The sequence below is a fragment of the Altibacter sp. genome (assembly GCF_019913785.1).
Classification (GTDB): Bacteria; Bacteroidota; Bacteroidia; order Flavobacteriales; family Flavobacteriaceae; genus Altibacter.
In genome coordinates, this window is the sequence record NZ_JAIOHK010000026.1 from 36,532 (window position 1) to 58,203 (window position 21,672).

The 21,672-nt window shown below is 40.9% G+C and carries 17 protein-coding genes and 3 tRNA genes; 10 read left to right on the forward strand and 10 right to left on the reverse strand.

Annotated features, from left to right (window positions below):
* Positions 1 to 9: 9 nt before the first annotated feature.
* From K8F54_RS03370 to K8F54_RS03395, 6 genes are read right to left on the reverse strand one after another with little or no spacing between them, the layout of a single operon-like run.
* A complete protein-coding gene (locus K8F54_RS03370) occupies positions 10 to 495 on the reverse strand; it encodes an ABC transporter ATPase (protein ID WP_290787008.1) in 486 nt (161 codons plus the stop codon).
* 3 nt (positions 496 to 498) lie between these two features.
* The gene (locus K8F54_RS03375; protein WP_290787011.1) at positions 499 to 1,290 is read right to left on the reverse strand and encodes a (Fe-S)-binding protein; all 792 of its coding nucleotides are present in this window, start codon (positions 1,288 to 1,290) and stop codon (positions 499 to 501) included.
* Positions 1,291 to 1,299: 9 nt separating this feature from the next.
* Entirely contained in the window at positions 1,300 to 1,734 is a 435-nt protein-coding gene (locus K8F54_RS03380) for a phosphoheptose isomerase (RefSeq protein ID WP_290787014.1), read from the reverse strand.
* Entirely contained in the window at positions 1,735 to 3,057 is a 1,323-nt protein-coding gene (locus K8F54_RS03385; protein WP_290787017.1) for a (Fe-S)-binding protein, read from the reverse strand.
* Between the two features lie 3 nt (positions 3,058 to 3,060).
* The gene (locus K8F54_RS03390) at positions 3,061 to 4,011 is read right to left on the reverse strand and encodes an MlaD family protein (protein WP_290787020.1); all 951 of its coding nucleotides are present in this window, start codon (positions 4,009 to 4,011) and stop codon (positions 3,061 to 3,063) included.
* Positions 4,012 to 4,065: 54 nt separating this feature from the next.
* Positions 4,066 to 5,187 (reverse strand): N-acetylmuramoyl-L-alanine amidase, encoded by a 1,122-nt coding sequence (locus tag K8F54_RS03395; RefSeq protein ID WP_290787022.1) that lies wholly within the window; start codon positions 5,185 to 5,187, stop codon positions 4,066 to 4,068.
* A 68-nt stretch (positions 5,188 to 5,255) separates the two neighbouring features.
* Here K8F54_RS03395 and K8F54_RS03400 point away from each other — a divergent pair, with 68 nt between their 5' ends.
* A complete protein-coding gene (locus K8F54_RS03400) occupies positions 5,256 to 8,024 on the forward strand; it encodes a putative LPS assembly protein LptD (protein ID WP_290787025.1) in 2,769 nt (922 codons plus the stop codon).
* Between the two features lie 13 nt (positions 8,025 to 8,037).
* Positions 8,038 to 8,418, forward strand: a complete 381-nt coding sequence (locus tag K8F54_RS03405; RefSeq protein WP_290787028.1) for a RidA family protein — start codon at positions 8,038 to 8,040, stop codon at positions 8,416 to 8,418.
* A 1-nt stretch (position 8,419) separates the two neighbouring features.
* On the opposite strand, the gene K8F54_RS03410 is transcribed toward K8F54_RS03405, so the two are convergent.
* Positions 8,420 to 12,805, reverse strand: coding sequence for a translocation/assembly module TamB (locus tag K8F54_RS03410; protein WP_290787032.1), 4,386 nt, complete (start codon positions 12,803 to 12,805; stop codon positions 8,420 to 8,422).
* A gap of 105 nt (positions 12,806 to 12,910) precedes the next feature.
* Between K8F54_RS03410 and tsaD the strand changes: the two genes are divergently transcribed.
* The 7 genes from tsaD to K8F54_RS03445 all read left to right on the forward strand — a co-directional run bounded on the left by tsaD (position 12,911) and on the right by K8F54_RS03445 (position 17,888).
* Positions 12,911 to 13,933: a tRNA (adenosine(37)-N6)-threonylcarbamoyltransferase complex transferase subunit TsaD gene (tsaD, locus tag K8F54_RS03415; RefSeq protein ID WP_290787036.1), complete on the forward strand. Its 1,023-nt coding sequence runs from the start codon at positions 12,911 to 12,913 to the stop codon at positions 13,931 to 13,933.
* Complete coding sequence (locus tag K8F54_RS03420) at positions 13,933 to 14,265, forward strand: TfoX/Sxy family protein (protein ID WP_290787038.1); 333 nt, start codon at positions 13,933 to 13,935, stop codon at positions 14,263 to 14,265. Before tsaD ends, K8F54_RS03420 begins: the two co-directional genes overlap by 1 nt.
* A 1-nt stretch (position 14,266) precedes the next feature.
* A complete protein-coding gene (locus tag K8F54_RS03425) occupies positions 14,267 to 14,980 on the forward strand; it encodes a 16S rRNA (uracil(1498)-N(3))-methyltransferase (RefSeq protein WP_290787041.1) in 714 nt (237 codons plus the stop codon).
* 303 nt (positions 14,981 to 15,283) lie between these two features.
* Complete coding sequence (locus K8F54_RS03430; RefSeq protein ID WP_290787044.1) at positions 15,284 to 15,508, forward strand: hypothetical protein; 225 nt, start codon at positions 15,284 to 15,286, stop codon at positions 15,506 to 15,508.
* 46 nt (positions 15,509 to 15,554) lie between these two features.
* Positions 15,555 to 16,199 (forward strand): DUF4159 domain-containing protein, encoded by a 645-nt coding sequence (locus K8F54_RS03435; RefSeq protein ID WP_290787047.1) that lies wholly within the window; start codon positions 15,555 to 15,557, stop codon positions 16,197 to 16,199.
* Positions 16,200 to 16,201: 2 nt separating this feature from the next.
* Positions 16,202 to 16,723: a TrmH family RNA methyltransferase gene (locus K8F54_RS03440; RefSeq protein ID WP_290787050.1), complete on the forward strand. Its 522-nt coding sequence runs from the start codon at positions 16,202 to 16,204 to the stop codon at positions 16,721 to 16,723.
* Entirely contained in the window at positions 16,716 to 17,888 is a 1,173-nt protein-coding gene (locus tag K8F54_RS03445; RefSeq protein ID WP_290787054.1) for a class I SAM-dependent methyltransferase, read from the forward strand. Before K8F54_RS03440 ends, K8F54_RS03445 begins: the two co-directional genes overlap by 8 nt.
* 143 nt (positions 17,889 to 18,031) lie before the next feature.
* Here K8F54_RS03445 and K8F54_RS03450 read toward each other — a convergent pair.
* The 3 genes from K8F54_RS03450 to K8F54_RS03460 form a co-directional block, all read right to left on the reverse strand.
* Positions 18,032 to 18,105 (reverse strand) — tRNA-Arg (locus tag K8F54_RS03450).
* A gap of 49 nt (positions 18,106 to 18,154) precedes the next feature.
* Positions 18,155 to 18,229: transfer RNA gene (locus tag K8F54_RS03455), tRNA-Pro, on the reverse strand.
* A 35-nt stretch (positions 18,230 to 18,264) separates the two neighbouring features.
* Positions 18,265 to 18,348, reverse strand: a tRNA-Ser gene (locus K8F54_RS03460).
* Positions 18,349 to 18,917: 569 nt separating this feature from the next.
* On the opposite strand from K8F54_RS03460, the gene K8F54_RS03465 reads away from it, so the two are divergent.
* On the forward strand, positions 18,918 to 21,656 hold the full coding sequence (locus K8F54_RS03465; RefSeq protein WP_290787057.1) for a hypothetical protein: 2,739 nt from the start codon (positions 18,918 to 18,920) through the stop codon (positions 21,654 to 21,656).
* Positions 21,657 to 21,672 lie beyond the last annotated feature (16 nt).

Consider the following 21,672-nt stretch of genomic DNA (forward strand, 5'->3'; position numbering starts at 1 on the left):
ATACAAAAACTATGCTAGAAATCGATTATGCCAACTATCTTTGGCGGGAACTTCCCAGTTCTCCAAATATTCGGCTTTGGTGTTGACTAAATTGTTGAAAACCACCGTGTTTGGAGAGACCGAACGCGCCTTGGCCATTTTTCGGAAATCTGCCAAGGGTTTGTAAGCGATATAATCTCCCGAGTAAAATGTGACGTTCATCTTGTCCAATAGATCTACGTCCAATTCTTTTTCAAGAGACTGAATAAAACTTACCGAGGCATCAATACTACAACCTGAGGCAGAAGCATTTTCCTGATTCAATCCCAGGACAATAAACCGATTGTATTTTAGTTCAAAGCCCGCTTCCAAATCGGCTCCGTGGGCCGTCCATCGTTCCAAAAAAACTTTTGTTTTGGCTTCGACAAGTTCGACCTCTTCGTCGGTTAGTTTTCTATTGGCTTGATAGACCCAAATTCGGGAGTCATCGGGTAGGTTTGTAAAGTCTGTCAGCATTTTTTATAGGTCTTCAGCGTTAGCAATCATTTCGGCTACATCCATCACTTGAACGTCTGCTTCTTTTTCTTTTCCTTTAACGCCATCGGTAAGCATGGTATTACAGAATGGACAACCGGCTGCGATAATGTCAGGTTGCATTTCTAATGCCTCTTCAGTACGCTCTATGTTAATATCTTTGGTGCCGGCTTCGGATTCTTTGAACATTTGAGCTCCGCCTGCCCCACAGCAGAGACCACGTGTTTTGCAGCGTTTCATCTCCACTAACTCTACTTCTAATTTCTGAAGTAATTCGCGAGGTGCTTCGTATTCGCCGTTGGCGCGCCCTAGATAGCACGGATCGTGAAATGTAATGCGTTTTCCCTTGAATTTGCCGCCTTCCACTTTTAACCTGCCCTCATTCAATAGTGTTTTTAAGAATTGGGTATGGTGCATCACCTCGTAGTTTCCTCCCAGTTCCGGGTACTCGTTCTTTATGGTATTAAAACAATGGGGGCAAGCCGTTACAATCTTTTTTACCTCATAGGCATTGAGCACTTCAATATTTCCCATGGCCTGCATTTGAAATAAGAATTCGTTTCCGGCGCGCTTGGCAGGGTCTCCGGTACAGCTTTCTTCGGTTCCCAATACCGCAAAATCTACCTTGGCATTGTGCAGAAGTTTTACAAATGCCTTGGTTATCTTTTTGGCACGATCGTCGAAACTACCGGCACAGCCTACCCAAAACAATACTTCGGGTTGTTTGCCTACTGCCATGTATTCGGCCATTGTGGGTACTTTTATTGCATCACTCATGCTGTCTCTTTACTCTTTAAAAACCTCAATGATTTCTTCCTTTTCTACCATATCGGTAAATTTGCCTTTATAACGAGTTGCTTTTACCAAATGGTTATCCACCCAGTGGTAGTTTCCGCCTCTTGGTTTTCCCATTAATAAAGAATGGTACTTAAATTTATACTTTTTTAACCAAGTTTCGGTGACTTCTCTATGTTCTTCCGTTCTTGACGTAAAGAAGCAGATAATATGTCCCTGATCGTACCATTTGTTCAATGTTTTTAAGGCATCGGGAAATGGTTTGCAGGTAGCCATACGTTCCGGTTCCTCGTTCGGAATATCGTCGGTAATAGTGCCATCTATATCAATAAGATAATTTTTTACACCCTCCGGCAACACAGGGCTCACGTGGCTTCCTCCTGCTACCTTGTCATGCAATAATTTTTCTACTTCCTCCTTTTTCATTTATCCTTCGTTTTTCCAGTTTAATCTATCCATTTGGTTATAGGGCCAGGGGGCTCCGTTATTCTCGATATTGGTCATGGCACCGTTCAGTTCCATGGGTGCCGCAGATTGTTCCATGACCAAATACTGCCGCATTTCCATAATGATGGAAAGCGGATCAATACTTACCGGGCAGGCTTCCACACAGGCGTTGCAGGTAGTACAGGCCCATAATTCTTCCCTGGTAATATAATCGTCTAACAATTGTTTCCCGTCGGGTTTGAATTCGCCGTTGGTATCTATATTCTTTCCCACCTCTTGTAATCGATCCCGTGTATCCATCATGATCTTACGAGGCGATAGTTTTTTCCCCGTTTGATTGGCAGGGCACTCACTGGTGCAACGACCACATTCGGTACAGGTATAGGCATTTAATAATTGAATTCGGCTTAGATCCATCACATCACTGGCTCCAAATTTTGCGGGAGCTTCGGCTCCTTCGGCTGGAGCAGCAAACGGATCGGCATTGGGATCCATCATCAATTTTACTTCCTTGGTAACAGATGCTAGGTTTCTGAATTTTCCTTTTGGAGCTAAACTTCCGAAGTACACATTCGGAAAGGCCAAAATAATGTGCAAATGCTTAGAAAAGTAGAGGTAATTCAAGAAAACAAGGATTCCTAAAATATGCAACCACCATGCAGATCGCTCTATGAGTATGAGGGTGCTCTCTGAAAAGTTCTCAAAAATTGGTGACAAATACTGACTCACAGGAAAAGATCCGGCCTCAACATAATGTGCCGCTCCCAGGTGTTGCAATTGAAGATCTGCAGCATTCATTGTTAAGAAGAGCAACATCAACACCATTTCGAAATACAGTATGTAATTGGCATCGTTCTTAGGCCAACCCTTCATTTCGGCAGACCAAAACCGTTTAATTTTTTGAATATTTCTACGGATCCAAAACAAAATGACTCCTACCAATACCAACAGTGCCAATATTTCAAAAGCAGCAATTAAATAATCGTAAGCAGCCCCTATTCCTGAAAAAATTCGATGTGTACCAAAGAGACCGTCAATTATGATTTCGAGCACCTCGATATTGATTACAATGAATCCCAGATACACAATGATATGCAATAAGCCGGCAACAGGACGAACCACCATTTTAGATTGGCCCAGCGCAATGCGTAGCACATTTCCCATGCGCTCTTTTTTGTGATCGGAAGCATCTACCGCTAATCCCAACTTGATGTTTCGGATTACTTTGCGAATGTTCATTGTGAAGTAACCTATACCGGCGGCAAGGGCGATCAGAAATAATATATTGGGAATATACTGCATTGTTTATTGATCGGAATCTTCCGGTTTTACGTACTCTTTCTGTTTTTTTCCAAATACCGAAATGTTCACGTAACGTTTCGGATTCAATTTTAGATCCTGTAATAGTTGTTCCAATTGTCGGGAGGCGCCTTCTAGGTTGTCGTAGAGTTTATCGTCTTTCAACAACTTGCCTACACTACCCTCGCCATTTTCAATTCCGGCTGCAATACCGTCCAAACGGGTCACTACATTCTGAAGATCCCCCATCAATTGCCCCAGTTCTAATTGTGCCAAGGAATCGGACAGTTTTGCAAAATTGGCAGACATTTCATCTAAATTGGTAAATGTACTGTTGAGTTTTTCGCCATTTTCACCGAGCACCCCATCTAGTTTTTGAGAAACACCGCGAAAAGAATACAGTGTATGGTTAAGGTTTTCAATGGCCTGTTTTAAGTTATTACGCGTGGAATCGTCCAGCACATCTGTAAAGGCCAGCATGAGTGTATCGACTGTAGCTAGGGTGTTATTTACCTTTTTTTCTAAAGGACCCAATGCCTTTGTTACCGCGCTTAGCATACCGTCTTCCACTTCGCCTAAAAGCGTATCACCAGATTTCGCAACATTCTTAGGATCGTACTGAGGGAAAATTCCAAGGGACTTTCCACCAATTAGGCCACTGCTGTAGATTCGGGCAATACTATTTTTTGAAAACTCAAAATCATCTTCAACGGTAAATTCAACAACAAGTCCTCCCGATTTATTAGCAAACCCGATATTTTGTACTTTCCCAACATCCAGTCCATTAATGGTAACGGGAGCCGATTTTGCCAGCCCTTCTACATTTTGGTACTTCACATAAAACGTACGGTGTTTGTCTAGTATATTGGTTCCTTTTAAAAAACTGTAACCAAAGACGAACAGTAGGATAGCACCAATAGCCAGTACTCCGGTTTTTACTTCTCTAGATAGTTTCAAAAGGTAGTTTTTAGGTTCTCAACAAATTTAGAAATAAATATAGAAAAAAGGAGGTTATTTATCTTCAGATTTTAGCACCTCCGAAAGTTTCACTTTTTTTCCATCTTTAAAGGCTACTACATAGGCTGAAGGATAGCCTTTTTCACGAGCAAAGGTCTTCATGAGCTCAATTTTATGGTAGTCGGATGTTTCTCCATAATAGTATTTATAAAGTCCGTCCTCTTTGTTTCTTGATATGTCCTTTAGCCCTTTGAAATTCTGTGGCTTGGTATCCAATCGTTTACTACTGGCGGCCAATTGCACCTTGAAAATAACATCTTTATAGATCTTTTCTTCGGTCGTTTTGATCGCATTGTCTATTTCGGCGTCTTCAATGATTGGATTTTGAGATTTATTGGTGGTGATCGCCAGACTGTTCCTGTAGGACAAGATCGCCTTTGAAATCTCGGCGGCCATCTCGGACTGGCCCTTAGACGAATTTAGATAGGAGCCTTCGTTTTTGTTGGTAAGAAACCCCGTTTCAATTAACACACTGGGCATATACGTATTGTGTAAGACCCAGAAACCGGCCTGCTTTACACTTCGGTCTTTTCGTTTTAAATTGTTGGTGAAGTTATTCTGAATAAGACTCGCCAGTAGAATACTCTGATCCAAATATTCTTCCTGCATTAACGTTAGCCCAATTAGGGATTCCGGAGCACTGGGATCGAAACCGGCATAGGTCTCCTGATAATTATCTTCCAAAAAGATTACTTCATTCTCCTTTTTTGCAATCTCGAAATTAGCCTGACTCTTGTGAAGTCCCAGAACAAAGGTTCCGGCTCCATACGCATCATTACTAAAGGCATCACAGTGTACCGATACAAACAGATCGGCATCGGCCCGATTTGCGATAGCGGCGCGCTCCCGTAGTTCTACAAAGACATCCTTTTTTCTGGTATAGATGACCTTTATATCGGGATTCTTTTCGAGTTCGGCTCCTACTTTTAAAACAATATTAAGGGCTATTTCGGCCTCTTTATAACCGTTCCCCCTATTCCCGGGATCCTTTCCGCCATGTCCTGCATCTAAAACTACCACAAAGGGTTTTGAAGGGTACACGGTGTTCTTATTAAAGGACGAAATGAGAAGGATGCCTATGGCAAGTACGAAAAGAGAGAAAAGTTTCGTTTTCATATAGCAATAACGGTCGTTAACAAGTGATATTTTAAAAAAACGATTTTAAAAAACATAGCACAAAAAATATGCTTAATTTTGAGGTTTCAAAAACTAAGCCAAAACTACAAAATAATAGCATCGTAGCATTGCAAACGAAACGGCAATTTTATTGGATTTATATATTTTCTCTGCTTTTTTGTGGTGTTACCGTATATTCACAAGATATCCCTCCAAAAGATGCCGTAAACATTCCTGCCAAGGCCGACACCATTACCGTACCTATAAAACCAATTGTATCTGAGATCAATGAAGTAATTGTCGATACGGTTAAAACAGATACCATTAAACCGCAAAAGGAATTCTTGGATGGTATTGTTGATTATTACGGAGAAGACTATGTGTATTTGGACCGCAAGGCCAACAAGGTATATATGTACAACAAGGCGTATATAGTCTACGGTGACATGCGGATAGACGCAGGGCTTATTATTTTAGACTACAATAAAAATGAAGTTACTGCCAAGGGAATTGACAGTGCCGGCATCTATTCGCAGCGGCCTGTTTTTGTACAAGGTGGCAATAAGGCCGAACCCGATTCGTTGCGTTTCAACACTAAGACGAAGAAGGCAATTGTCTATAATACCCGAACGGAACAGAATGGGTTTCAAGTCTTTGCTTCGGCCACCAAAAAGGAAAACGATTCGGTTTATTTTCTTCGGAATGTAAGGTTTACCACCTCCACCAATATCGAAAACCCCGAATATTATTTTTATACGCGAAAGGCAAAATTTGTCCCCAAACGAAAGATTGTCACGGGATTAACCAATATGTACATAGCCGATGTCCCTACTCCTATCGGACTCCCATTTGCTTATTTTCCATTGACAGAGGATCGCACTTCGGGCTTTATCATTCCCACCATTGGGGAGAATAGCAATAGAGGGTTTTTCTTTCAAAATGGAGGCTATTATTTTGCTATTAACGACTATTTGGACCTTACGGTTTTAGGAGATTATTACACCAACGGAAGCTATGGATTACGGGGGGAATCTTCCTATGTAATGCGTTATAAATTTCGCGGGAACATAAGCATACGATACGAGAACCTGATCGATAGCGAAAGGGGCTTCCCGGATTTTAGTCAGAGTTCGGTCTATAATATTCGCTGGAGCCATAATCAGGATGCCAAATCGAACCCCTTAGCCAGATTTTCAGCTTCGGTAAATTTGGGAAGCAGCAAATATTTTCAACAATCTATCAATCAGACCAACAACGCGAGTGCATTGGTAAACACCTTGAGTTCTTCGATATCCTATGCAAGGACTTTTGAAGGTGAGCCGCAGGTAAATCTTACCGTAGCAGGGACGCATTCGCAGAACACCAATTCTCAAGAAATAAATATGTCGCTGCCAAATATCAATGCCAGCGTGTCACGTATTTTCCCGTTTGCGCCAAAAATTGGCACCAAAAAAGGAGCCTTGCAAAACATTAACTTCCAGTACGATGTAACTGCCGAAAATAGATTCCGTACAATAGATTCACTGTTCTTTAAAAAAGAAATGTTTGAAAAGGCGCAGGTCGGGGCTCAGCACAATATCCCAATTAGTACCAATTTTAAAGTATTTAACTACCTAAGTGCTTCGGCAAGTACCAGTCTACGCGAAACTTGGGTGTTGAAAACGATACAACGAACTTACGATGAGACCCTGAATGAGGGTGTGGGAGGCGTCGTAGAAGACACCATCCCCGGTTATGACAGATATTTGACGTATAATTTCTCTACGAGTCTTGGGACAACGGTCTATGGTCTTTTCAATTTTGGAGACGACAAAAAGATTCAAGCACTACGACATGTTATGCGACCTTCTATTAGTTATAATATTAATCCGGGTTTCGATCAATATTATGATGAATATGTTATTCCGGCAACAGCAGATCCGGATGTCAACGAAGAGATTGTTTCGTATTCGCGTTTTCAGAATACCATTTACGGCGCTCCCAGCCGTGTCTTTTCCAGTAGTATTGGGATGTCGCTTAGCAATACCATTGAGGCCAAGGTGCGAAGTAGGGATACAACGCTTACCGAGCCGAAAAAGGTTTCGTTATTAAACAACCTTAACTTTTCAACCGGTTATAACCTTGCGGGAGATTCACTGCGTTGGAACCCCGTTAATTTTACGGGAAGTATTCCTGTTGTTGAGAAATTGGACTTTAATTTCAGCGGCACCTTAGATCCTTATGCTCTTAACAGCAACAATCAACGTATCGACGTATTTAATATTGATAATGGCGGAAGCCTCTTCAGACTAACCAATGCCAACATAAGTGTGAACTACACCTTTTCGAGTAAGGATCTCGAAGGAGGACTAGAAGAAAAAGATGATTTCGACACGGAAACGTTTCGAAATGGTGGCCGACCGGACGACCTGTTTGGAGATACCACCGACATTTATGATGGAAACCTTTATAAAGAAGACGATAAAGAGAAATCGAATAAAAATATCGCCTGGTACAATTACAAAATTCCTTGGGACCTGCGATTGGCCTATACCATGTCGTACGCCAACGGACAACGACAAAGCGAAATTTCTTCACAGTCGTTAATGATGAGTGCCAATTTCGAGTTATCGCCGAGATGGCGGGTTGGTGCCTCTTCGGGTTATGATTTTAAAAACAAGGGCGTTACTTTAACACAATTCAGATTCCAGAGAGATTTGGAAAGTTGGCAAATGAGCTTCAATTGGACGCCCATTGGCAGTATAAATACCGCCTGGTATTTCTTTATAGGAATAAAATCTTCGGTTCTTAGCGATATAAAATACGACAAACGAAGAGAACCGGATAAACAAATTTAAACCCTTCAGAAAAATGAAAAAGATTATAACCACCAAGAACGCTCCTGCCCCTATTGGGCCATACAATCAGGCCGTATTAAAAGGAACGATGTTATTTACTTCGGGACAAATTGCCTTAGATCCTAAGACCGGTGAATTGGTCTTGGGGGATATCAAGGCTGAGACCAAATTGGTCATGGAAAACTTAAAAGCCGTTTTGACCGAAGCAGGAATGACCTTTGAGCATGTACTAAAGACTTCCATCTTTATAAGCGACATGAAAAATTTTGCAGCTATTAATGAGGTATATGGCACTTATTTCAATGAAGCAACGGCACCTGCACGAGAGACTGTAGAAGTGGCTAATCTACCAAAATATGTAAATGTGGAGATCTCGATGATCGCATCCTTATAATTCAATCCTCATTATTCTCTTTGGTTCCCTGTGTGTTAAAATCCTCAGGAAATGTACTGTCTTCCGGTATTATAGGCATTTCATCTACCGACTCCAGGGTAATCTTTCTGTTGAATAATTTCTGAACCAATTCTTTAAATGTATCAAAGTCTACCGAGTAGGATAGGCCGGCCCCTTGTTCAAATATCTGATCTTCCCCGATAAATTGTACATCGGCTTGTCTGTTGAAAAAGTTGATGCGCAAACTACCATCTTCATTGACCAACCATTGTACTTCAATATCACCCGCTATGGCAGATTCGTTTATACCTCCAACAGGGACACCAACTTTTCCATTGATAAGAATGCGTTCGTTAATTTGTGTGGACAAGGTAATTCCGAATCTATCAGCTGTTTCCTGATTCGGCAGCCTAGATCCCTGTGAATAGTCGAGGCCGACTATAAATTTCCCGTCTTGATCTGCAAACAGTTCGTTAACCAGTCCCGAAACTCGTTCAACCAAAGTACCTGTAAAGGCGTTGGATCCTTCATAATTATCATTCACAAAAGAACCGGTAGCTAAAAGAAAAAGTGCTTGTTTTTCACGTTGTTCTTCACTCTGTAATTTATATTCCAACTCGCTCTTAACAATTGAACTTACTCTGGGAAATTCAATTCGGAATGCGATCTCAGGGTGGGTCAGTTCTCCGGTGAGATCGACCAAAACCTCTACGGGCATCTTGCGGTTGATAGAAGGATTATCCAGTAATATGGACGGATTAGCTTGGGTTGTATACCTTGCGCTCAGATTTAAACGAGCGCGTTCCGGACTACCATCCCAGGTGACACTACCGCCGGGTACCACTTCGATATTTTTTTGGATGATCCCACCATATCGGAAGTCGTATTCACCTTTTATAACCAAGAAGTCACCCCACATTCTAAACTTGCCCAGGGTGTTGATTTCTATTAACAGTATTCCTGCTCCCCTACCTTTAAGGGTAGAATTATTTATCGGATCCACTACTACCTCTACTTCGGCCTTGTCGTTAATATCCAATTCGAAATTTAGCGATAGGCCTTTCACCTCTTCCGAAACAATGGTTTCTCCGCTAATTCGGGCTTCTTTTTCGGCAGGCGACAAGAATTTGATAAACGAGTCGTCACCAATAGACTCCATATCACTAATCGGAATTTTAAATGTAGTGCCCTCTTCGGTAGTAGCAACCACATCGATCACCAATTCGTCTACCGGGCCTTTAATGTCGGCATTTCCGCTAATAAAGGCGGTACCGTAGTACAGCGCATCTTCATTGGGAGGCGTGTCAAGTACTAACAGACGCTCCGGGGCTTCGATATTCAAGTTCAATTCCCAATCGCCAAAATTGGTATGGGTAGCATTTCCGAAGAGCACTCCTTCGGTACCGTATTTGGTATCGGTGATGGTCGTGGTTCGCAAATCGAATTTATTGGTGGTCACCACAATCTGTGTTCCCTCACCTAGTTTGAAATCGGTGTTGAGATACGGAATCTTTAAGCCGCTATTGTCTAAGTTAATCCGGCCTAGCATATTGGGTGACTTATAATTTCCACTAACTCGGACATTTCCTGAAGCACTTCCGCGTATGTTGGTGATGATATCACCTCCAAACGGACTGAAAGCTTGCATATTGAATTGATTGAGCTCTACATCCATACGAATACGAGAGATGGCTTCCGAGACATCAATTTCGCCCACGGCATTGATCGATTTCACATTGTTGTTGGTCAGCGACGTATTGATGGAATATTTGGTAAGATCTTCATTTCCTGAAATATCCAAAAGCAAATCTCCAAATGCAATATCATTAATAACAACTCCGTCGATGGTTACATTCGAATTGGGATAATAGGCTTTGTTTTTTTGAACAAAACTCAGTTTCCCATTGACATTACCGGCAAGCCTTAAACTATCCACCGGTGGCACAAGATTCCCAATATTAACATCTTTAAACTGCAGTTGTACATTTTTATAGGTGGAATCGCGTAATGATCCAGCCAATTGAATTACCTCATTCTCATGTTTAAATACTAAAGAATCGATTCTAATTTGATTAAAGTTATCGTCGAAGGTCACCTTATTCAAATTGTTATTTTCCTTATTGATAAACCAGACGTTGTCTTTATAGGTTATATCCGATTTCTTAACACCTACTACCGATTTACCTTCAGGGTTGATTGTATGGAATAGCGAAAGGTTGAAAAGATCCTGCTTTTCTTTTCCCCCTTTAAATTCGGAACGGATAAACAGCGTATCGCTGATGGTCTTATTAATGAGATTGACCTCTGTTACATCATAAAATCCGGCATCGATAGAATCAATCGATATATAAGTGTTGTAAATAGGGTTGTCATTGTCCACTTGAATATTGACCTTGGATAGGTAATTTTTAAAGAGGATTATTTCGGGAGACTTAAAATTTAATTTGAATTTAGATTCATCCGAAGAAACCGAACCTCTTACTCTGGTATTTTCACCCAATTGCAGTTCGGGTACAAAAACTTCTACAATCTTGTTAAAAACCTGAAACTCATAATCTATATATTGGTTTGTTGTGACTTCTTGTGGTATGTAGTTTGCGTAGTTACTCCCTACTCCGTTTCGGAACAGGTCTGGGATATCTTCCACCAAAAATTCACCCGAAATTTTACCGTTTATTATATCCGGAGAATTAATTTCGATAGTTCGTACCTTGTCATTAAATGAAGAGGTTACCTTAAAATCGTTGAAGAAGAAATCGTCTGTTTCATTCTGATAAAATGTTTGTTGAAACGTAATGGTTCCATAGGCATCATCAATGGTAGTTCCGTTCATGTCCATGATCACCTTTCCGGCAAATACCGAAACACTATCTCGCGTGATAAGCTTAAGCTTATTTAATTCAGCAAATTCAACATCGGCTTCAAAATCATATTGGTTAAAATCTTTGGACACATCGATTAGCCCTTTAAAATTCAATTTTAAATTTGGGTCGTCAATACTTAATTCTCCATTAAAGAGCGGGTTTTTCAGATTTCCGGAGACCTTGATCTTCTGATAATTATACCCCTCGAAATTAAATGACGAAATGGTACCTTTTATCTGGGTATTTACTGTCTGTTGTGTAAAACCTCTGCCGTCAAAATTCAGGTTGGCTGTGGTGTTGCCAAGGGAGGTTGTTCTCGCAATCTTGCCCAGATTAAATCGCTTCAGAATAATATTTCCCTTATAAAAAGCATTGTCGAAATTATTGATATTACCCATTGAAAAATCAATTTCAGCATTTCCGATACTGCTTACTAGGGAACTTTTTGTGATCAAGTCGGTTGTCGTAATCGATGTGTTTCCGCTCAACGTAAATTTACCGGCATCTTTCAATTCAACCGGGACGACTTCGCCCAATATCTTCGGCATAAATCTTCGCAATTCGTAATAACTGGTACTAATACTGTGATTCTCCGCATCAATCGAATAGTAATTTTCTTCGCTTAAAATACCCTTTATAGTAAAATCCCCCGTTATACGGGTATCTCCGGTGGCAAGCTTGGTGTTTGTAAACGAAAAGTTGTTTAGTGTTCCATTAAACTCACCATCGATATGAATAATTTGATCGGGGCCAAATTCATTATAAAAACCATTTAGATCGTTCGTAGCCAGCTCCGTTTCCTTGAGGTATGCATTGATGGTTACATTGTTCATAAAATCGCCCATTCCTTTTTCACCATAGTGAAGCACAATGTCCCCTGCGATCTTAGAACTCTCGGTTTGAAGATTTAAATTGACAAACTCCATGGCTTCCGGTGTGTAGGAAAAGGCTGCCTCCATGTGATGAATTTCAAAGCCTCTATCTGCTATAAGCGACAATGATTCTATATGGGCGGTTATGTCGGGACCTAAAATTTTAAAATCGTCAGCAATTAGATTTACACCACTCAGATTAAAGACCTCCGGGTTTTCCAGATTATAATCGGTGATCCTAACTTTGCTATCCAACATGCTAACATCATTGCTAAAAAGTGAAAAAGGAGTGGTACTGGGAGCTCCGGTATCAAATTTTTCAGCAAAAATGGAAAGATTATCGGTCGCCTCATCCTTATAGGTAGTCACATATAACTTGGCTTCGGTAAGGTCGATGTTTCCAAATCCGAGTTTGCCATTTATTAAATTCTGAAAACTTAAAATGTTAGTTTGCAAGGATTTTGCGTAAATAAGTGTATCGTCGTGGTGATCGGGAATATAGACCTCTCGTATATCTACTTCCCCCTTCCAATTAAGGCCAATGCGTTCAATATCGATACAGGTGCCATAGGTATTATTTAGATCTCGTGTTACTTTCTCTGCAATATAGGTTTGTACCGAAGGGATGGATAAAATAATAATCAAAATCACGATCAGCAATACTAAGATTGCGAAAGTGCGAACTATTATTTTCCTTAATTTTTTGATACGCTTTTAATGTTTTAATTTTGACTTCAAATAATATGCCTCTTTACATTGAATCAAAAAAATTGCTACATACTGGGTATTGAATCCTCCTGCGACGATACCGCTGCAGCTGTGATAAACAACGGCGTTATCCTGTCTAATGTTGTTGCCACTCAAAAAATTCACGAGGAATTTGGTGGCGTTGTTCCGGAACTAGCGTCGCGAGCACATCAACAAAACATTGTTCCGGTCGTTCACCAAGCACTGCGCAAAGCAAATATCGACAAAAAACAGTTAAGTGCCATAGCTTTTACAAGGGGGCCCGGATTGATGGGATCACTATTGGTAGGTACCTCATTTTCAAAGTCTTTGGCTATGGGATTAGGCATTCCATTGATCGATGTAAATCATATGCAAGCGCATATTCTGGCACATTTTATAAAGGCCGAAGGGCAAACTGCTCCCAACTTTCCCTTTTTGGCCTTGACGATAAGCGGCGGCCATACACAGATTGTGAAAGTGACCGATTATTTTGAAATGGAAGTAATTGGCGAGACCATTGACGATGCGGTTGGAGAAGCCTTCGATAAGGCCGGAAAAATTCTAGGACTCCCCTATCCCGGTGGACCACAAATTGACACCTATGCCCAACAGGGAAATCCCAAACGATTTAAATTCCCAAAACCGAAAGTAAGTCCGTTGGATTTCAGTTTCAGCGGCTTAAAGACGGCTGTCTTGTATTTTGTGGAAAAAGAAGTTGGAAAAAATGCTAACTTTATAGAGGAGAATATAAACGACATTTGTGCAAGCTTGCAACATACCATAGTTGATTATTTGATGGATAAGCTGAAAAACGCCGTCAAACAAACCGGCATAAAGGAAATTGCCATGGGCGGGGGTGTTTCGGCAAATAGTGGCATTAGAAAGGCCTTGCAGGATGCACAGTCAAAATACGGTTGGAAAACACATATTCCAAAGTTTGAGTTTTGTACAGACAATGCGGCAATGATCGCTATTGTGGGTGAATTAAAATACAAACAGCAGTTGTTCGCCAAGAACGATGTTGTTGCAAAAGCAAGAATGAAATTATAATGAAAGAAAAATCGGAAGAGATCGTTCGTAGGATACGGGTTGCCACCCTACCTTGGACCGCACATGTCACTGAAAAGAAGATGTTTGGGGGTTCCTGTTTTTTGTACAATGGGAAAATGTGTGTGGGTGAAACTAAAGAGCGCCTAATGGTACGCGTTGTTCCCGAAAAAATAGACGAGCTCATGGCGAATCCTCATGTTTCTCCTATGGATTTTACAGGCAAACCCCTGAAGGAATTTATTTTTGTTTCTGAAGAAGGATTCGATACCGAAGAAAAACTACAACAATGGATTGAGCTTGGAATTGAACATGCGCAGTTTAAAAGCAAGTAATATGCAGCTTTTTTTCCATCCCTCCATTTCTGAAGCTTCCAAAGAGGTTGTATTCGACAAAGAAGAAAGCAGACATATTTCGAAGGTATTGCGAAAGCAGGCAGGCGATTTATTGCAGCTCACCAACGGTCAAGGAACTTTCTTCGAAGCCGCTTTGACTAGTACCAACCCGAAACAGTGCCTTGCAACAATTACAAATTGGGAAAAGCAGCTACCACTACCCTACCGGCTGCATTTGGCAGTTGCCCCTACCAAACTGAACGACCGCTACGAATGGTTCTTGGAAAAGGCGACCGAGATAGGAGTTTCGGAGATTACTCCTATTATTTGTGAGCATAGCGAACGAAAGGTGATTAAGCCCGAACGCTATGAGAAAATCATTCAGAGCGCCATGAAACAATCACTTAAGGCCTATCTTCCAAAATTGAACGCTGCAATTTCCTTAAAGGATTTTATGCACGCTGAAATACCTTCAGAAACAATTAAATGCATAGCCCACTGCGAGGAAACGTCAAAATACTCGCTAAAATCGCAACTTCAGCCTGGCGGTTCAATCCTTATTTTAATAGGACCTGAAGGCGATTTCTCTACTTCTGAAATCACCTTGGCTAAAAGTATTGGATTTCTACCGGTGAGTTTGGGGCGAAGCCGACTGCGGACCGAAACGGCTGCTGTTGTTGCATGTCATAGCGTGGCTTTTACAAATGAGCTGTAGTTATCCTATTTGGTACGGCTTAGTTTCGAATCAAGTGCATTTTCAATTTCTTCTAACTATATTTTGAGGAAAAGAGGTCTTCCGAGAGCTAGCTTCTGCGAATTAATTCAATGCATTTCCATGCCGGATACTGCCAAATGTTTTTGCGCATGGAAAAGTTTCCGTGCAAAATGCTAATATCTTAAAGAAAAGTGCATTTCGTCGATGCTAATTACCGATAATCGTAAATTATTGTGTTTTTTTATAGATTATATGAAAATTATTACTTAGTTTTCCGGTCCCAAATCAATACTAATTTTCAATATGTCACCAGCAGCAAGAAAATTTGAGCATGCGTTAAACCTACCTACTATCGCTTCCGGCCTTATGGCAGTGGAGCATATCGCTACACCCGATTTTCATTTTGAAAATCTTCGTACCAGTCCGATGACGGTGGCGCATAGCGCGAAGGTTTCGGTTAATCTACTTAAGGATTGGATGGAATTCACTCATATTCTGGGTAACGGGATCCTTTCCAAAATTTCCTAGTCACTAATTCTTTATCTAAGAGGTTGTTTTTGTACTTTTGATTGCTATGCGATTAAAAGGAATCATTCTATTGGTATTATGCTCCGCCTCCCCTTTGTTTGGCCAAGATATAGCCGTTTTGCAATACGGCGGTGGCGGTGATTGGTACAGTAATCCCACGGCACTTCCCAATCTCATTCGGTTTTGTAATCAACATATCAATACTACTATCAATGAGAAACCACTAACGGTAAGACCGGGCAGTGTAGACCTTTTTGATTACCCCTTTGTTCACATGACCGGGCATGGCAATGTGTTCTTTACTTCGGAAGAAGCCGGAAACCTAAGAAACTACCTACTCAGCGGTGGGTTTTTACATATTGATGATAATTATGGGATGGACGAGTATTTACGAAAGGAACTCGTTAAAATATTTCCCGACAAAGAATTAAAGGAATTACCGGGGAATCATCCCATTTTTAATTATCAGTTTCCATTTCCGCAAGGATTGCCCAAAATCCACGAACACGATCGTGGAAGACCGCAGGCTTTTGGGATCATACATGAAGGACGATTGGTTTTGCTGTATACCTACGAAAGTGATCTTGGAGATGGTTGGGAAAACCCCGAAATTCATAACGATCCGGCCGAAGTGCGATTAAAGGCCCTGCGCATGGGAGCAAATATTGTGAAGTATGTTTTTGAAAACTAAGCATGACAAAACAACATTCGCATACCACCATACCTTTCACTTCTAAAAAATTTCCAATAACTATCATTTGTGACGGCTTGCAGTCTCCGGCTAATATTGGTGCCTTATTCAGAATAAGTGATGCATTTGGTGTTGCTGAAATAATTTTCAGTGCTTCAAAGATTGACTTCTCATCCAATAGATTGCTCCGAACCGCACGTGGAACTGTGGCAAAGACGGCCTTTAGAGAGACGCACGATGTGCTTTCAGAAATACAACAACTAAAAGCGAAAGGCACACTTGTAATAGCATTGGAAGTGACTCGAGACAGCATCCCATTAGAAGCACTAACGCTTTCAAAAGTCAAGCAAACGCTGCTTATTATTGGAAATGAACAAGTGGGTATTAGCGATGCGCTTTTAGAACAGGCAGACCATAGAGTACATATTGAAATGTATGGGCAAAATAGCAGTATGAATGTAGTACAAGCAACCGGAATTGCCTTGTATTCGATGACAAATACTTTAAAGCAATTAGTTGAATAAAGACATCTTACATAAAGAAACACAGGAGTTTATAATTAATTTTAAAGAAGACAGCTCGAAACTTGCTTTTGCCGGAAGTCCGTTTCCAACCATTAGCACCCAGCAGCTGTTACAACAGATTGAAAGCAGACGAAGGATTGAAAAAAAACTTCCTTCTTGGTATCATAAAACGGGTATATATTATCCTCCCAAGATAAATCTGGAACAAACTTCTTCCGAAATTACCGCGAGCTATAAAGCTACACTCGTGTATGGCGACAGTCTTGCCGATCTAACAGGTGGTTTTGGTGTGGATACGTATTACTTTTCGAAGCAAATGGCATGGGTATACCATTTTGAGAAGAACGAAGAACTATCGGCCATTGCAAAGCATAATTTTGAAATACTCAATGCTCAGAATATCCACTGTTTTCCGCAGAATGGGTTAGATGCTGTGGCCGATAAAGAGTTCGACATACTCTATATAGACCCCTCGAGACGGCATGACAGCAAGGGTAAGGTTTTTTATTTGGCCGATTGTGAACCCAACGTACCTACTCATTTGCCCTTTTTACTCGCTCGATGTAAGATCTTGTTACTAAAAACATCGCCTATGTTGGATATTTCGGTGGGCTTGTCTGAATTAGCTTCCGTGTATGAAATCCATATTGTGGCGGTGGACAATGAGGTTAAAGAGTTGTTGTGGTTACTTCGGAGCGGTTTTTCTGAGGCCCCTGTGATAAAAACCATTAACTTCTCTAAATTGGGGCATCAAGTATTTGAATTTTCACGGGATGCTGCTGTTTCGGCTACATACAGCCTGCCGCGGCAGTTTTTGTATGAACCCAATGCCGCACTAATGAAAAGCGGTGGTTTCAATGAGCTTTCAACGGCCTTCAGCGTTGACAAGTTGCATCAAAATTCGCATCTGTATACCAGCGATGCATTCGTTGATTTTCCGGGGCGCTGTTTTAAAATCGAAAATGTTGTGTCCTATTCCAAGAAAGCGATAAAGCAGGCGCTCACTTTTGAAAAAGCCCATATTGCCACACGAAATTTTCCGGAATCGGTGGCCTCACTTCGGAAAAAGTGGAAATTAAAGGATGGCGGCACGCTATATCTTTTCTTTACAAAGATATTGGATGATAAGAAAGTCATGCTTGTTTGTAGCAAGCGAGAGTTATAAAAAACAAAGATTAGAAGGAAGTGTTGAATATAATCCTCTGAAGATTAACATCGTTGCTCCTGATAGCGCTCCGTTTTGAAAATAAAAAAACGCACTAACAAATTCAAACAAGTTTGATTTGACGTACGTTTTTTATTTATCCGTGATCGCACCAGGATTCGAACCTGGGACCGCCTGCTTAGAAGGCAGGTGCTCTATCCAGCTGAGCTATGCGACCCTTGAGTCTCTAAATTATAAAAAAAACCGAACAAATTGTCCGGTTTTTGTCGGGGTGGCAGGATTCGAACCTGCGACCTCCTGCTCCCAAAGCAGGCGCGATAACCGGGCTACGCTACACCCCGTAAACAATTGCAGAGGTACTACAATGTCAACACTGCGGAGAGACGGGGATTCGAACCCCGGCAACGGTTACCCGTTGACAGATTAGCAATCTGCTCCATTACCACTCTGGCACCTCTCCAATTTGTTAAGAACATTCCTTTTTTAATGCGGATGCAAATGTAACTTTTCAATTGTTATAACGCAAAAAAATAACTTGTTTTTTAGAAACATAATGATAACAAAATGCTAACCATATAATATGTTGCGTTTTGGCTAGTGACTAAAAACTAATTTATTAAATCCATAAGACAGAAATACCTTACTTCCCCAACTAGAGACGCTTATTTTTTATACTTCTTTTATGTGTTTCACCTTTTAGCTTTTCACAGGTTAAAAAACATATAACATTGAGATATATGGTGCGGGAAGGGCTATCCCAAAATAGCTTGTAGCATTGGACTATATACTGTTAAAGGCCTTCTGTCCATCTTCCCATACGATACCGGCGACCTTTAAAAATGGTGAAACACTTCAATCGGTTACACCAGTGTTATCATTTGTTACATGCGTTCTATTCTTCCTTCTTAGTGACATTTATATTTACACATCCCAATTAATTAAAGCCTGCAAAAGTTATGGACAACAACAATATGAATAAAAATTGTGGTTCAAAACTAAGTACTCTATGAACGCTTTAAAAATAAAATTATGAGAAGTTTATTAATTGGAATGCTACTACTTTGTTTTAGCATGTCTTTTTCACAGGTAGGCATTGGAAATACCAACCCTAATGCATCATTGGAAATTACTTCCAGCAACGTCGCCACTCCCGCCAATACCGATGGTATTCTAATCCCTAAAGTGGATGATTTTCCTGTTACTGATCCAACCGTTGTTCAGGATGGTATGATGGTCTTTGCAACCGGGAACGGAGCACCAGCCAAGGGTTTCTATTTTTGGGATAACAGCAATACTACTTGGACAACAGTAGGTGGGGCTAAATCGATTAACGAGTTGAGTGACGGGAAAAGTGACTTGGACGGTACTAATGATGGGTCTTCTATCTTTTTAGGGATAAATGCCGGAACAAATGATGATGGAACCGACAACAGAAATATTGGCATTGGCTGGGAAGCCCTTATGTCAAGCACAACTGGCGCCGATAATATTGCGATTGGAAATAATTCACTTGCCGCAAATATTTCAGGCTTTTCAAATATTGGGATTGGTCGGGAAACTTTATATAACAATCTTGGTAATGGCAATGTAGGTATTGGGTTTCACGCATTATTTTCGAATACAAGTGGGAACGACAATATGGCAATTGGCTTTGATGCAATGAGCAATAATACAACTGGCGGTAGTAATACTGCCATGGGTTCACAAGCACTGCGATTAAACACCATTGGGACACGAAATAATGCCTATGGTAGATATTCACTTGAAAACAATATTGATGGCATAGATAATACAGCAACTGGATATATGTCACTTACAAATAACACCTCAGGAAGTGAAAACACCGCTATTGGAAATTACGCATTGTTAAACAACAGTAGTGGGTTTGGAAATACGGCATTGGGTATAAACTCTTTGGCTGGAAATACGACGGGAGACTCCAATGTTGCGCTGGGAAGGACCGCCCTTTATGGAAATACTACGGGACAGTCCAATATCGGGATTGGTCGGAGTAGTTTGTTTACTAATACTACCGGAGCTTATAATGTAGGAATAGGAAGAAATACGTTATTACTACTTAACGGTGGTTTTTCAAACGTCGCCATTGGGTTTGAATCAATGTATAATACGTCCGGAAGTGCCAATATTGGCATTGGATTTCACACACTATTCTCGAACACCACCGGAAATGACAATACCGCTGTTGGATATGATACTATGAATGCCAATACTACCGGAGTTGAAAACACCGCAATTGGGTCCTATGCACTCCGCAATAATAGCACAGGATCGTATAACAGTGCCGTAGGTAGGTTCGCACTGGAAAACAACACAGCGGATAACAATACGGGAGTGGGATATAGTGCGCTGCGAAACAACACCACCGGAATTGAAAATACTGCTGTTGGTTATGCTGCCTTACAAAATAACACCATTGGATATGCCAATACAGCCATGGGCATAAATGCTTTAGCTGCTAATACAGATGGAAATTCAAATGTTGCCGTTGGGAGATCTGCACTTATTGGAAATACCACCGGTAGTTCTAATGTTGCGATTGGCCGAAGTAGTCTTTTTTCCAATACAACTGGCGCATACAATATAGGCATTGGCAGAAATGCGCTTGCCTTGCTTAATTCGGGGTTCTCAAATGTCGCTATTGGTTATGAATCTATGTACAATACTACAGGGAATTCCAATGTAGGAATTGGTTTTCATACGTTCTATACAAATACTACCGGAAATAATAATGTGGGGATTGGATACGACACAATGTATTCCAATACTACCGGTGTAGAAAATACGGCTGTTGGTTCTTATGCATTGCGAAGTAATACCAATGGTTTTTTCAATAATGCCTTCGGAAGGTATGCACTAGAAGATAACATATCTGGGGCAGGTAATGTGGTGATGGGACATTCTGCCATGGCCGATAATACTACCGGAGATGACAATATTGCGATTGGTGGTGGCGCTGGAAGAAACGTAAACGGAAGTGATAATGTTTTTGTTGGTTTCAACGCTGGAAATTCGGGCAGTGCTTCAACCAATTCCAGAAGTATTGCAATAGGCTATCAAGCCGGAAGTGGACAAGTATATAATGATCAACTGTTTATCGACAATACAAATACAGCTACTCCACTTGTCTGGGGAGACTTTGCTGCCAACCAGCTTCGGGTAAATGGTGCTTTACAAATTAACAATCCTGCTGCAACAGGATATCAACTCCCAGCCACCGACGGTACTGCCAATCAAGTAATACAAACCGATGGTGCTGGAAATCTAAGTTGGACCAGCCCTACTGCAAGTAACTCAGTAGCGATTAAGGTAAGGTCTAATTCCAACATTAATGGTTATTCCAACTTCCCAACAGAAAACAATCTTATTATGAATACAGTATTGTTCAATGTGGGAGGGGGGGCTTATAATACTGGTACCGGCACATATACGGTTCCCTCTTCTGGGGTATATAATATTTTAACAAATCTAGATTTAATCTTTTCAAGTTCACCTAGCGACAATATAATAATAGCTTTGAGAGTCTATGTTAACGGAGTTAACCAGGAACAAAAATCAATTCAAAACGGGGCAACAATCAACACAGGTTATTCGCAGCAATACTCGTATGATTTTTACTCCAATCTAAGTGCAGGAGATTTGGTGAGTTTTAGGTTTCTTGTCAGTTGGGATGGTAGTACACCTGCCCCAAGTATTAGTGGAGGTTCATCACCAGGTGCGTCGACCATTTCGATAGTGAAAGTAAATTGATTTAAAAATTTGCCTC

Bases quoted from the DNA above. Each gene is read 5' to 3' on its own strand.
- K8F54_RS03370 (WP_290787008.1), bottom strand. From the start codon at position 495: ATGCTGACAGACTTTACAAACCTACCCGATGACTCCCGAATTTGGGTC.
- K8F54_RS03375 (WP_290787011.1), bottom strand. From the start codon at position 1,290: ATGAGTGATGCAATAAAAGTACCCACAATGGCCGAATACATGGCAGTA.
- K8F54_RS03380 (WP_290787014.1), bottom strand. From the start codon at position 1,734: ATGAAAAAGGAGGAAGTAGAAAAATTATTGCATGACAAGGTAGCAGGA.
- K8F54_RS03385 (WP_290787017.1), bottom strand. From the start codon at position 3,057: ATGCAGTATATTCCCAATATATTATTTCTGATCGCCCTTGCCGCCGGT.
- K8F54_RS03395 (WP_290787022.1), bottom strand. From the start codon at position 5,187: ATGAAAACGAAACTTTTCTCTCTTTTCGTACTTGCCATAGGCATCCTT.
- K8F54_RS03400 (WP_290787025.1), top strand. From the start codon at position 5,256: ATGCTTAATTTTGAGGTTTCAAAAACTAAGCCAAAACTACAAAATAAT.
- K8F54_RS03405 (WP_290787028.1), top strand. From the start codon at position 8,038: ATGAAAAAGATTATAACCACCAAGAACGCTCCTGCCCCTATTGGGCCA.
- K8F54_RS03420 (WP_290787038.1), top strand. From the start codon at position 13,933: ATGAAAGAAAAATCGGAAGAGATCGTTCGTAGGATACGGGTTGCCACC.
- K8F54_RS03425 (WP_290787041.1), top strand. From the start codon at position 14,267: ATGCAGCTTTTTTTCCATCCCTCCATTTCTGAAGCTTCCAAAGAGGTT.
- K8F54_RS03430 (WP_290787044.1), top strand. From the start codon at position 15,284: ATGTCACCAGCAGCAAGAAAATTTGAGCATGCGTTAAACCTACCTACT.
- K8F54_RS03435 (WP_290787047.1), top strand. From the start codon at position 15,555: ATGCGATTAAAAGGAATCATTCTATTGGTATTATGCTCCGCCTCCCCT.
- K8F54_RS03440 (WP_290787050.1), top strand. From the start codon at position 16,202: ATGACAAAACAACATTCGCATACCACCATACCTTTCACTTCTAAAAAA.
- K8F54_RS03465 (WP_290787057.1), top strand. From the start codon at position 18,918: ATGAGAAGTTTATTAATTGGAATGCTACTACTTTGTTTTAGCATGTCT.